Source organism: Streptosporangium sandarakinum (assembly GCF_013409935.1).
Taxonomy (GTDB): domain Bacteria; phylum Actinomycetota; class Actinomycetes; order Streptosporangiales; family Streptosporangiaceae; genus Streptosporangium; species Streptosporangium nondiastaticum.
The window spans coordinates 2,209,812-2,222,010 of the sequence record NZ_JACCCO010000001.1 but is presented as its reverse complement, the minus strand read 5'-3'; the positions used below and the strand labels follow the sequence as shown (position 1 = coordinate 2,222,010).

Annotated in this window: 10 protein-coding genes; 7 read left to right on the top strand and 3 right to left on the bottom strand. The window is 75.6% G+C overall.

Annotated features, from left to right (window positions below):
* Positions 1–8: 8 nt before the first annotated feature.
* The 4 genes from HDA43_RS09760 (at position 9) to HDA43_RS09745 (ending at position 4,054) form a co-directional block, all read left to right on the top strand.
* Positions 9–464, top strand: coding sequence for a PTS sugar transporter subunit IIA (locus HDA43_RS09760; RefSeq protein ID WP_179819408.1), 456 nt, complete (start codon positions 9–11; stop codon positions 462–464).
* A gap of 189 nt (positions 465–653) precedes the next feature.
* Positions 654–911, top strand: coding sequence for an HPr family phosphocarrier protein (locus tag HDA43_RS34875; RefSeq protein WP_179819407.1), 258 nt, complete (start codon positions 654–656; stop codon positions 909–911).
* Complete coding sequence (ptsP, locus tag HDA43_RS09750) at positions 908–2,608, top strand: phosphoenolpyruvate--protein phosphotransferase (protein WP_312873147.1); 1,701 nt, start codon at positions 908–910, stop codon at positions 2,606–2,608. Before HDA43_RS34875 ends, ptsP begins: the two co-directional genes overlap by 4 nt.
* A 114-nt stretch (positions 2,609–2,722) precedes the next feature.
* Positions 2,723–4,054 carry a glycoside hydrolase family 3 protein gene (locus HDA43_RS09745; protein WP_246423934.1) on the top strand — a complete coding sequence of 444 codons (1,332 nt, stop codon included), beginning with the start codon at positions 2,723–2,725 and terminating at the stop codon, positions 4,052–4,054.
* A 25-nt stretch (positions 4,055–4,079) separates the two neighbouring features.
* Here HDA43_RS09745 and HDA43_RS35855 read toward each other — a convergent pair whose 3' ends face one another.
* From HDA43_RS35855 to HDA43_RS09735, 3 genes are all read right to left on the bottom strand, one after another.
* Positions 4,080–4,205 (bottom strand): hypothetical protein, encoded by a 126-nt coding sequence (locus HDA43_RS35855; RefSeq protein ID WP_268246288.1) that lies wholly within the window; start codon positions 4,203–4,205, stop codon positions 4,080–4,082.
* A 69-nt stretch (positions 4,206–4,274) separates the two neighbouring features.
* Positions 4,275–8,801: a cation-translocating P-type ATPase gene (locus tag HDA43_RS09740; protein ID WP_179819406.1), complete on the bottom strand. Its 4,527-nt coding sequence runs from the start codon at positions 8,799–8,801 to the stop codon at positions 4,275–4,277.
* Positions 8,802–9,003: 202 nt separating this feature from the next.
* A complete protein-coding gene (locus tag HDA43_RS09735) occupies positions 9,004–9,738 on the bottom strand; it encodes a hypothetical protein (RefSeq protein ID WP_179819405.1) in 735 nt (244 codons plus the stop codon).
* A gap of 318 nt (positions 9,739–10,056) precedes the next feature.
* On the opposite strand from HDA43_RS09735, the gene HDA43_RS09730 reads away from it, so the two are divergent.
* The 3 genes from HDA43_RS09730 (at position 10,057) to HDA43_RS09720 (ending at position 12,167) form a co-directional block, all read left to right on the top strand.
* A complete protein-coding gene (locus tag HDA43_RS09730; RefSeq protein ID WP_179819404.1) occupies positions 10,057–10,701 on the top strand; it encodes an HAD family hydrolase in 645 nt (214 codons plus the stop codon).
* A gap of 183 nt (positions 10,702–10,884) precedes the next feature.
* Positions 10,885–11,391, top strand: a complete 507-nt coding sequence (locus HDA43_RS09725) for a DUF6912 family protein (protein ID WP_179823025.1) — start codon at positions 10,885–10,887, stop codon at positions 11,389–11,391.
* Between the two features lie 140 nt (positions 11,392–11,531).
* Positions 11,532–12,167 (top strand): HAD family hydrolase, encoded by a 636-nt coding sequence (locus HDA43_RS09720; protein WP_179819403.1) that lies wholly within the window; start codon positions 11,532–11,534, stop codon positions 12,165–12,167.
* The last annotated feature ends 32 nt before the right edge of the window (positions 12,168–12,199 follow it).

Genomic DNA, 12,199 nt, shown 5'->3' with positions numbered 1-12,199 from the left:
GATTTGCGATGATGACGGTTATGGCCCCCGTCACGGGGACGGCCGTGGACCTGGACGCGGTGCCCGACCCGGTGTTCTCCAAGGGCCTGGTCGGCCCCGGGATGGCCGTCGAGCCCGAGCGGACGGCCGGCCGGGCGGTCTCGCCGATCACCGGCACCATCGTCAAGCTGCACCCGCACGCCTTCGTCGTCGTCGGCGACGACGGCCGCGGGGTCCTCGTGCACCTGGGCATCGACACCGTGCAGCTCAGGGGGGAGGGCTTCGAGACGCTGGCCGCGGAGGGGGACCGGGTCGGCGCGGGGCAGCCCGTGGTGGCCTGGGACCCGGCGCGGGTGGCGGCGGGCGGGCGCTCACCGGTCTGCGCGGTGGTGGCGCTCGACGCCCCCGCCGAGGCCGTCACCACCCTCGCCCGGGGCCCCGTGCGCGCCGGGGACGGGCTCTTCCGGTGGGCGTGGGCTCCTTGAGGGGGTATGACGTGTCCGGGCGTGACCGGGCCCCGGTACGGTGTGCGCCGCATGGCCGGGCCCCGCAGGGGCACGGGATCCGCGGCGGCCGATCACCGGCCGCCGTACCGTGGAGGCCGCCCGGGTTCCACCGGGCGACAGGACACCGGGTGGTCCGGACCGCCCGGCAGACACTCGCAGGAGGAGTTCGTGACCCAGCGTCAAGTCACCGTCGAGGCCGAGGTCGGCCTGCACGCCCGTCCGGCGGCGACGTTCGTGCAGACCGCCGCCAAGGCGCCCCTGGACATCACCATCGCCAAGGGGAGCGGCAAGCCGGTGAACGCCAAGAGCATCCTGTCGGTCCTGTCGCTCGACGTGCGCAAGGGCGACATCGTGGTGATCGCCGCCGAGGGTGACGGCGCCGACGAGATTTTGGACCGGCTGGCCGAGATCGCATCGGCTCCGTGAACGAGCTGACGGGGACGGGCGTCAGCCCCGGCGTCGGCTTCGGCCCGGCCTTCGTGCTCAACTGGGAGCCCCCCGTCCCCGAGCCGGGGGCCGGGCACGGCGGTGACGCCGAGGCGGAGCGGGCGCGGGCCGAGCGGGCCCTCGCCGACGTCGCCGCCGACCTGGAGGCGCGCGGGGCCAGGGTGGGCGGCGAGGCCCGGGAGATCCTGAACGCCCAGGCGCTGATGGCGCGCGACCCCGGCCTGGCCACCGGGGTGGCCGGGCTGATCGACGCCGGCGCGTCCGCCGCCCGCGCCGTCTACGAGGCGTTCGGCGCCTACCGCGCGATGCTGGCCGGCGCCGGGGGATACCTGGGCGCGCGCGTCGCCGACCTGGACGACGTCCGGGACCGGGCCATCGCGGTGCTCGACGGCCGGCCGCCGCCCGGACCGCCGGCCTCCCGGGACGCCCTCGACGGCCCGCCGGGACCGTACGTCCTCGTCGCCCGCGACCTGGCGCCCGCCGACACCGCCGCCCTGTCGCCGGACGTGGTCGCCGCCTTCGTCACCGAGGAGGGCGGGCCGACCAGCCACACCGCGATCCTCGCCCGCGCGCTGGGCGTGCCGGCCGTGGTGGCCTGCCCGGGGGCGGCCTCCATCGCGGCGGGCACGCCGCTGCTGGTGGACGGCGCCGCCGGGACCGTACGGCCCGCCCCGCCGGACGCCGACGTGGCCGCCGCCCTCGGGATCGCGGCCGGCAGGGAGGCCGCCCTGGCCGCGGTCACCGGCCCCGGCGCCACCGCCGACGGCCACCCGGTGCCGCTGCTGGCCAACATCGGCGGCCCGGACGACGTCGAGGCGGCCCTCGCGCACGGCGCCGAGGGCGTCGGGCTCTTCCGGACCGAGTTCCTCTTCCTGGGCCGGTCGGCGGCGCCCGGCGAGCGGGAGCAGGAGGAGGCCTACCTCGCGGTGCTGGACGCCTTCCCGGGCGGCCGGGTGATCGTGCGGGCGCTCGACGCGGGGGCGGACAAGCCGCTGGCGTTCCTGCCGCCGCCGCGCCCGGAGCCCAACCCCGCGCTGGGCGAGCGGGGCCTGCGGCTGCTGCGGGCCCACCCGGGGATCCTGGAGACGCAGCTGCGCGCCCTGGCCCGGGCCGCGGCGCGCTCGCGGGCCGATCTCCAGGTGATGGCCCCGATGGTCGCCACCGCGGAGGAGGCCGCCTGGTTCGCCGCCGCCTGCCGGGAGGCCGGGCTGCCGTCCGCGGGCGTGATGATCGAGGTCCCGTCGGCCGCGGTGCGCGCCGCCGACCTGGCCGCTGAGGCGGACTTCTTCTCCGTCGGCACCAACGACCTGGCCCAGTACACCCTGGCCGCCGACCGCCAGGTGGGGGCGCTGACCGGGCTGCAGGACCCCTGGCAGCCCGTCCTGCTCGACCTGGTCGGCCTGGCCGTGGCCGGCGCGGCCGAGCGCGGCAGGCCGTGCGGGGTGTGCGGGGAGGCGGCGGGTGACCCGGCGCTGGCCTGCGTGCTCGTCGGGATCGGCGTCACCTCGCTGTCGATGGCCGCGCCCGCGCTGCCCGCCGTACGGGCGGCCCTGGCGCGGCACTCCCGGGAGGAGTGCGTGCTCGCCGCGGCCGCCGCCGTGACCGCGGGCTCGCCGTACGAGGCGCGCGCCGCGGCCCGGGCGAATCTGCCGGGCCTGGCGGAGCTGGGCCTTTGACCGGCGGATGGGATGTTTCCGGCCCGGAGATGAGGCGGTGCGGCGCGTCCGTCGGTGGGCACGGATAGCGTGGGACGCATGGTTCGGTGCATTCGTACGACTGGTCTGGCAGTGATGGCGACTATGGTGGCCGGCTGCGCCGCCTCGGGAGCGGCCTCGCCCGCCGGGTCCGCCGCGAGCCGGGAGAACGGCGCCGTCGCGAGCGCCACCGCCACGGCCGCCACCACCGCGCCCGCCGCCCCGTCCGCGACCCCGGACGGCTCGCAGGCGCCCCCGGCGTCCCGGGCGTCCGCCTCCTCGAAGGTGGAGGCCGTGCTCGCCCGGATGAGCCTGGAGGAGAAGGTCGGGCAGCTCTTCATGCCGGTGGTGTACGGCGCGGACCCCGGCACCGTGTCGGGGGAGAACAGCGCGCGGTTCGGGGCGGACACCCCCGCCAAGGCCGTGGCGAAGTACCGGCCGGGCGGGGTGATCCTGTTCCCCTGGGCCGGCAACGTCAAGAGCGTCCGGCAGGTGGTGGCCCTGACCAACGGGCTGCAGAAGGCCTCGCCGAAGATCCCGCTGCTGATCGGCGCCGACCAGGAGAACGGCCGGGTCTCCCGCCTCGCGCCGCTGGTCACGGCCATGCCGGGCGCGTCGGTCATCGGTGCGACCGGCGACCCCTCGCTGGCCCGTAAGGCCGCCGAGGTCACCGGGAGCGAGCTGCGCGCCCTGGGGATCAACCTCGACTTCGCCCCGGTCGCCGACGTGAACATCAACCCGCGCAACCCGGTGATCGGCCCGCGCGCCTACGGCTCCGACCCCGCCAAGGTCTCCCGGATGGTCGCCGCGGCGGTCAAGGGGTTCCACGACTCGGGGACGGCCACGGCCGCCAAGCACTTCCCCGGCCACGGCGACACCGACGTCGACAGCCACAGCGGGCTGCCGGTGATCCGGCACTCCCTGTCGCAGTGGCGGAAGCTGGACGCGCCGCCGTTCGCCGCCGCCATCGGCGCGAAGACCGACGTGGTCATGAGCGCCCACGTGGTCATGCCGAAGCTCGACCCGTCCGGCGACCCGTCCACGCTGTCCAAGCCGATCCTGACCGGGCTGCTCCGCGACAGGCTCGGCTTCGACGGGGTCGTCTCGACCGACGCCCTCGACATGGCGGGCGTGCGGAAGAAGTACGGCGACGCGCAGGTGCCGGTCCGGGCCATCCTGGCCGGGGTCGACCTGCTGCTGATGCCCCCGAACTTCACCAAGGCGTACGACGCGGTGCTGGCCGCGGTGAAGTCGGGAAAGATCTCCCGGGCGCGGCTCGACCAGTCCGTGCGGCGGCTGCTGACGCTGAAGGAGGCGCGGGGGCTGCTGGAGCGCGCGCCGGTCGCCGATCCGGCGAAGGCCGAGAAGGTGCTGCGCTCGGCGGAGCACCGTAAGGTGGCCCGGCTCATCGAGTCCCGGGCCCGCTGACGGGAAGGCCGTGTCCAGGCCGTGTCTAGGCCGGCTGGAGGCCCCGGCGCTCCAGGACGGAGGCGACGATCGCCCGGATGGCGTAGGCGGCGATGGCTTCGAGCGCGATGACGGCCAGTTTGGCCAGCAGCGACGTCAGGATGGCGGGCATGGCGACCTCACAGGGGAGAAAACTTCTTATAAGCGATAATTCATGACAAATATGGACTAAACGCCCAGATCAGGTTACCGGGGGATGAACAGGCGGTGACACCTTGCGGGCCGGCACCTGCAGCGCCGCCTCCACGACCGTCGCGGCGGCGGCGCTGCCCAGGGCGACGGTCCACCCCACCGGCCCGAGCGGGCGGCAGCCGAAGAACCGGCACACCCCGGGCACCGACACCGTAAGGCCCAGTACGGCCAGCGAGACGGCCGAGGCCAGCAGGACCATCCGGTCCCGGCGGCCGAGCACCAGGGTCTGGAAGAGCTGCGCCGACACCAGCGCCACCAGCCCCATCGTGTTCGCCCGGCCCGTCGTGCCGGTCATCCGGCCGATCCACCACGCGGCCCCGGCCGCGCTCGCCGTGGTGACCGCGCGCAGGTAGATGTCCCGGGTCAGGGAGGCTCCCAGCGACGCCTCCGGCCCCTCGGCCAGCAGCTTCTCCGGGCTCGTCGACGCCGGCGGCCGGACGGCCACCGCCAGCGCGGGCAGCATGTCGGTGAGGAGGTTGACCAGCAGCAGCTGGCGGGCGTTCAGCACATTCCGGCCGGACAGCAGGCTGGAGCCGACCGCGAAGACGATCTCGCCGATGTTGCCGCCGAGCAGGACGCTCAGGGCGTCGCGCACCGAACTCCACATGGCCCGGCCCTCGGTGATCGCGTCGACGATCGTCTCGATCCGGTCGTCGGTCACCACGACGTCGGCGGCGGCCCGGGCCGCGGGGGTGGCGCGGGAGCCCAGGGCGATGCCCACGTCGGCGACGCGGATCGCGGGCGCGTCGTTGGCGCCGTCGCCGGTGACCGCCACGACCTTGCCGGACCGGCGCAGGCAGCGGACGATCCTGGCCTTGTGCGCCGGGGTGGTCCGGGCGAGGACCGCCGCGTCCGACAGCGCCTCGGCCAGCTCCTCGTCGTCCAGGGCGTCGATCTCCGGGCCGGTCATGACCCGCCCCCCGTTCAGCGCGTCCAGCTCGGCGGCGATCGCCTCGGCGGTGCTGGGATGGTCACCGGTGACCATGACGATCCGGACGCCCGCTCCCATCAGGCGGCGGACGCTGTCGGCCGCCGTGGGCCTGACCGGGTCGGCCAGGCAGAGGAACCCGAGGAAGCGCAGCTCGCGGATGCGCTCCTCGTCCAGGTCCCGGCGGCCGGAGGCCGGACGCTCGGCCACCGCGAGCACCCGGTACCCCTGAAGGGCCAGCCGGTTCACCTCCTTCTCCAGCTCCGCGCGCACCGCACCGGTCAGCGGGGTCTCGCGGCCGTCGCGCAGCACCGCCGTACAGCAGGTGATCACGATCTCCGGGGCGCCCTTGACGCTCAGCAGCGCCCCGGCCCGGCCCGCGCCGAGCACGGCGTGGTAGCCGCGGCCGGGTTCGAAGGGCAGCTCGTCGATCCGGAGCCACCCCTCGGCGCCGTCCCCGGGCGTCACCTCCAGCCGCCGGGCCCCCTCCAGGACGGCGCGGTCGGTGGGATGGGCGACGGGCCGTTCGGCGTCGTGCCGCGGCCCGGCCCGCATCCCCGCGGCCACGATCCGCCGCAGCTCCGGGGTCAGCGCCTCCACCGGCCGGTCGGACCGCCCGTCGGAGACACGCCGCAGGCTGATGCGCCCCTCGGTCAGCGTGCCCGTCTTGTCGAAGCAGAGCACGTTCACCCGGCCCAGGGCCTCGATGGTCGAGGGGTTCGGCACCAGGGTGTTGCGCCTGGACAGCCGCCGGGCGGCGGCGAGCTCGGCGACCGAGGCGACGAAGGGCAGCCCCTCGGGCACGGCGGCGACGGCGAGGCTCACCGCGGGCGCCAGCGCCTGCGCCATCGGCCTGCCCCGCGCCAGGTCGGTGACCAGGAGCAGCAGGCCGGAGCCGATCGCGGCGGGGAGGATCTCCCGGCTCAGCCGCCGTAGCCGCAGCTGCACCCCGGTCGGCGGGGGCCGCTCCGCGGTGATCCCCGCGGTGCGGGCCGCCTCGGTCGTCCGGCCCGCCGCGACGACCACGGCGAGGCCGTGCCCGGCCGCCACCGTCGTGCCCTCGTAGACCATCGAGGTCCGCTCGGCCAGGGCGGACGCGCCGACCGGCGCCGGCGACTTGGTGACGAGCTGCGACTCGCCGGTCAGGCTCGCCTCGTCGACCTCCAGGCCCACCGCCCTGACCACCCGGCAGTCGGCCGGTACGGCGTCGCCCGCCCGCAGCTCGACGACGTCGCCCGGCACGAGCTTCTCCACGGTCGTGCTCTCCTGGCCGCCGGGGCGGCGCAGCCGTACGCGGAACGCGACCGTCTCGGTCAGGCGGCGCAGGGACCGGTCGGCGGCGAACCGCTGGCCACCTCCGATGAGCGCGTCGATGACCATGACCGCGGCGATCAGCACCGCGTCGGAGACCGAGCCGACCAGGGCCGACAGGCCCGCGCCCGCGGTCAGGACCGGCGTCAGCGGGTTGGCCAGCTCCTCGGCGGAGGCGCGCAGCAGCGAGGCGGGGGTCTCGGGGCGCTCGGTCCCGGCGGCGGTACGGCGCCGCAGCGCCTCGGCCTCGCTGATGCCCCGGGGCGAGGAGCCGAGCCGGGTCAGGACGTCCTCGGCCCGCATCGCGTGCCAGGGGGTCGGGTCGGCGCGGACCGGCGCCGCCACGCGCCCGACGTCGCGGCCCGACCACTCGCCGACGGCGATGGCCAGCAGCGCCGTGCCGTCGCTGACGAGCTGCGCCCAGCGCACCACCGCCGCCCTCGGCACGAGGACCGTCAGGCCGGTCCCGAGCAGCGCCGTCGCGACGCCGATCCACACGCACCGCTCGCTCGTCCGGTGCGCCGGGCCCAGGGAGCTCAGCAGCAGGTGGGCCTCGCCGGGCTCGCAGATCACGTCCGCGTCCCACGGCACCGGACCGGACGGCCGCAGCACGCCGACGCCCAGGTCGGCCTGGGCCAGCGCGGCGAGGGAGCGATTCGACACCACGGCCACGCCGTGCCCGTCCGCCTGGAGCGCGCGGACCCTCGCGACGAGCCCGGAGCCGCCCGGCACGCTCTCGCCGACGCCCAGCCGCGGACCGAGTTCCGCGAACGCCGGGAGCTCCGGGTGGCCGCCGGCGAGCAGTACGGTGCCCGCGTCCCGGGCCGCGGCGACGAGGGCGTCCGCCAGGGGATCGACATCCGGCGCCACGCCCACCAGCGCGACCGGCACGCCCTCCCGCCGCACGCCGACGGCCCGCAGCCCCCGGCTCTCCCACTCGCCGAGGTCGTCCGGCGGGGGAGGACCGCCCGGGGGGAGGAAACCGGCGGGGTCGGTGAGCGGCTCGGCCGTCCATCCGTCGTGCTCGCGCCGCGCGCCGGGGTCGGAGAGGTCGATCAGCCCGTACAGCCGGGCCCGCAGCTCGTCCCCGTCCGTGTTCCCGGCCGAGTCCCCGGCCGCGCCGCCGTCCGTGCCGCTGTCCGTGTGACCGGCCGCGCCGCCGATCACGTCGTCGGTCAGCGGGACGACGCGGTCGATCGTCCAGGAACCCGTGGCGAGGAGGCCGGCGTCGAGGACGACCGTGTCCACGCCGTCCATCCGGCGCAGGGCGTTGCCCCTCAGCACGATCGCGCCGCGTCGCGCCGCGGCCCGGCCGACCGCGCCCGCGAACGCCTCGCGGCCCAGCTTCGCGGCCCTGGGCGTCGCGCTGACCAGCATGGCCAAGCCCTGCTCGCGGCTGCCGCTGAGCAGGCGCGTCAGGCCGGACACGCCCACCGCCAGCGGGCTCGCCACGCGCTCGAACCGGTCCACCGGGCTGTGGGACATCGGGGCCGTGCGGGGCGTCCGCGCCGCCCGGATGTGGCGGTAGCCCCCCTCCCTGGTGGCCAGCTCCTTCTCGTGCTCCCGCCAGGCCCGCAGGGCGCCGCGCGCCTCCGCGTAACGGGCGGCCGCGGTCACCGACTGGACCGCCATCCCGAACGGGCGCATCGCGAGCGTCTGGCCGACGATCCCGGCGGTGGTGAACAGCGTGTCGGTGACCGCGCGCCCGAGGCGACGTTCCAGCCCCGCGCGGATGAACGGGGTGGAGTCGACCAGGTTGAGGACGGTGGGGACGGACGGGGGGAGCAGTGGCGTCCGCAGCGCGCGCCCGGCGACCGCCAGGCCGGCCCCGAGCAGGCTCGCGCCGAGCCGGATACCGGCCCGCATGTGGTTCTCCGCCAGCCGGGACGACGGGGACCGCGGGCTGTGGTCGGTCGTGTCCCCGGCCTCCTCCACGGGGCCCGGTTCGAACTCCTCCTCCCCCGCCTCGCCCTCCAACTGGTCGACGATGGACAGCAGCCTGCCCAGGTCGGCCGAGGCGCTGTCGCAGCCGACGAAGACCCAGCCCAGGACGCCGTTGACCTCCGCCCGGCCGATGCCCTTCATCGACAGCAGCCGCTCCTCCAGCCGCCGCGCCATCCGCCCGGTGCCCGGACCGCCGATCCTCCGCAGGTCGATGCGGACCCCGCCGGGACAGGCCCGCACCTCGCGAGAGCCCGGCAGGGCGGCGCGGATCGGATCGGGCACGATTCCCCAGAGCGCCTCGATCGGCGATCTGAGCGCGCGCGGCACGAACATTCGGCTCTCTCCAGTGAAAAGGAAACCGGGCCGACCCGGCCTCGTGGATCATGGCCCGATCGGCCCTGTCACCCTGGCGTCGCGTCCCGCGCCGCCGCCCCCCGGACGTCCCTCCGGTGTCCTCCGGATGCCCCGGCGGTGCCCTTCCGGCGGGCACCGCCGGGATTCCCGGCGTCCTCCCGTGCCGGCGTGCCCGCCGCCGTCACCCGGAGGCGCCCTCCGCGCCCGCGGCGCGGGCGGTCCGCGACGCGGACCGGGTGGCGGGCGAGGCGGCTCTGGCGGCCCCGGCGGCCGGGGAGGCCGCCTTGGCGGCCGCGGCGGTGGACCGGGTGGCCCGCGCCGTGCCGCCGGCGGCCGAGGTGGCCCGGGTGGCCCGGGTGGTCCGGGCGGTGCCTCCGGTGGCCCGCGCCGTGCCGCCGGTGGCGCGGGTGGCCCGGGTGCGCGTGGTGCCCGCCGTACCGGTCGTCCCGGCGCCCTCGGCGGGGGTGCTCACGGAGCCCGGCCCGGAGGCCGGGACGGGCGGCGCGGCGGCCCGCTCCCTGCGGGCACGCTGGGCGATCACCGTTCCGACCCCGATGGCCGCCGCCACCGGCCACTCGATCAGTCCCGCGACCGCGAGCGCGCCGAGCCCGCCGTAGTAGACGAGCCGTTCCGGCGGCGGGAGGAGGGACCGGGCCGTGTCGACGGCGTGGCCCGCCTCCTGCCGGTTGATGTGCGGCAGGTGCATGTGCGGGGGACGCAGCTGCACGGTCAGCATGGGCAGGTTCAGCGTCAGCGCGTGGCCGTCCGTGCTCTGCTCCGCGGTCCCGCGCTGTTCCGTCGTCCGGCCGGTCGCCGCGGGCTCCGGCGCCGTCGCGGCGGAACCTGCCGTCGCGCGGCCGCGTGACGGCCGGGACGTCCGGCTCGACGTCCGGCTCGACGTCTGACTCACTGTCATGGCCCCTCCTGGACGGAGTTCTGAGGAAACGGTCAAAACAAAACCCGCAGAAGCCTCATCAGGCCATCTACGTGCTGTTTCATGGGCATGCCGCCATTCCCATAGCGTTCCTCCCGCGGCGCTTCCGAAACGCTTTATGCCTGGTCAGATGGGTGTTCGCCACGCAAAGCCATCGGCATTCCACGCTCTTTCCGGAAATATAAGGAAGAGGCGACGGAGGGGGTGTTTCGCCCTCCGGTGATCAGGGGGAGGATAGGACCCCCGTTGGCTTCGTCCGGATACGTCCTAATCTGGAGCCGATGCCGAGAAGGAGGCGGGATGCTCAAAGGTGTGCTCATCGACTGGGGCGGGGTGCTGACGACGAACCTGTCCGAGGCGATCACCGACTGGATCGTCGCCGACCGGATCGACGCCGATCACTACCACGGCGTGATGCGTGAGCTGGTGCAGCACGCCTACGAGGGGTCGGGGCCGGCCGAGAACGTCGTGCACGCCCTGGAACGCGGGGAGATCTCCGGGCCCGACTTCGAACGCTCCCTGGCGGCCATGCTGATCACGACGGATGGCGTGCCGCCGGCCGCCGAGGGGCTGCTGGAGAGGATGTTCGCCGGGTTCCTCCGGATCGAGCCGATGTACGACATGCTCCGCGCGGCGCGCGCCGCGGGCCTGCGGACCTGCCTGGTCTCCAACTCCTGGGCCAACGAGTACCCCCGTGACGGCTGGGAGGAGTTCTTCGACGAGGTCGTCATCTCCGGCGAGGTCGGCATGCGCAAGCCGGAGCCGAGGATCTTCGAGCACGCCCTGGGCCGGGTGCGCCTCACCGGTGAGGAGTGCGTGTTCGTCGACGACATCGAGGCCAACATCGTCGCCGCCCGCGCGCTGGGCATCGTCGGCGTGCACCACCGGGAGGCGGAGGAGACCATCGCGGAGCTGGAGACGATCCTCGGCGTGCCGCTGCGCTGAGATCCCCACAGCGTCCCCACAGCGTCCTCACGGCGCCCCCACAGCGTCCTCACGGCGCCCCCGCAGTGCCCCCACGGTGTCCTCGCCTCGCGCCGCGTGCGGCCCGGCCGTCCGGGCTGGCACACTCGATGGGTGATCGGCGCCGCACCGGCGCCGGTGTGGGATGAACAGATCGAGGCATGGATGCGCGTCTACCTGCCCTGCACGCTTCCGGCGCTGGCCCGCGTGCTCGCCGAGGGCGAGCTCGGCCCGGCCCCGCTGACCGGCTACGCGGTCACGCCCGCGCTGGTCGAGTGGTACGCCTCGGGTGACACCGAGGAGCTGGAGTACATCGCCCTGACCGACGCCGCCCGGGCGTCCCTGCGGATGCTGGCCGCCGACCGCGCCGACGGGGTCAAGGCGGCCGCGCGCCGGGTCGTCGTCGCCGCCGAGGTGCCGGACGACGAGGTGAGCATGGGCGCGGAGCCGGAGGAGCGCGCCCGGGTACGGCTCGCCGCCGCGGTCCCGATGACGCGGATCGCCGCGGTCCACGTGGACGAGGAGGCCGCGGCGGCGGACGTCGAGGCCGCGGTCGCCGCGCTGCCCGAGGCCGACCGCGGGGACGAGGACGCGCGGTTCACGGTGGACGGCGCCGAGGCCCACGAGCTGCTGTGGTACGCCACCCAGGAGATGCCCGACCTGCTCGGCTGACCCCGCGCGGCGCGGCGGCCCCGGGGCCGGGCGGCGCATGCCCGGCGTCGCCGTGGCACGCGAGTCACGCAGGTCACGCAGGTCACGCGGGCCCCACCCGGCGCGGCCATGCCGTCGTGGAGGGCTACGCTTGTGCGGCTATGACGAAACACATTGTCTGGGACTGGAACGGCACGCTCTTCCACGACATCCACGCCGTGGTGGAGGCGACGAACGCGGTCTTCGAACCCCACGGTCTGGCCCCCTACGACGTCGAGGGCTTCCGGGCGGTGTACTCCCGCCCCATCTGGGCGGCCTACGAGCGCATGCTCGGCCGTTCCCTCCTCGACGGAGAGTGGGAGAGGCTCGACTTCGAGTTCCACGAGCACTACCACCGGCTGATGCCGGAGTGCGGTCTCGCGGCCGACGCGCTGTCCACCCTGCGGAGCTGGGAGGAGTCGGGCGGCGGGCAGTCGCTGCTGTCCATGTGGGCGCACGACCGGCTGGTGCCCAAGGTGACCGAGCTGGGGATCGCCCGGCGCTTCCTGCGGATCGACGGCCTGCTCGCCGGCTTCGGCAGCCGCAAGGCGGAGTCGATGGTGGCGCACCTCGCGGCGCTCGGCGTCGATCCCGCCGACGTGCTGGTGATCGGCGACAGCCTCGACGACGCGCACGCGGCGCAGCACGTCGGGGCGCGGGCGGTGCTCTACAGCGGGGGCGTGACCGGCAGGGCGGCCCTGGCGACCTGCGGCGTCCCGGTCGTCGACACCCTCGCCGACGCCCTCGACCACGCCTGACGCGCGCCGGGCCGTACGCCCTCGGGCACATC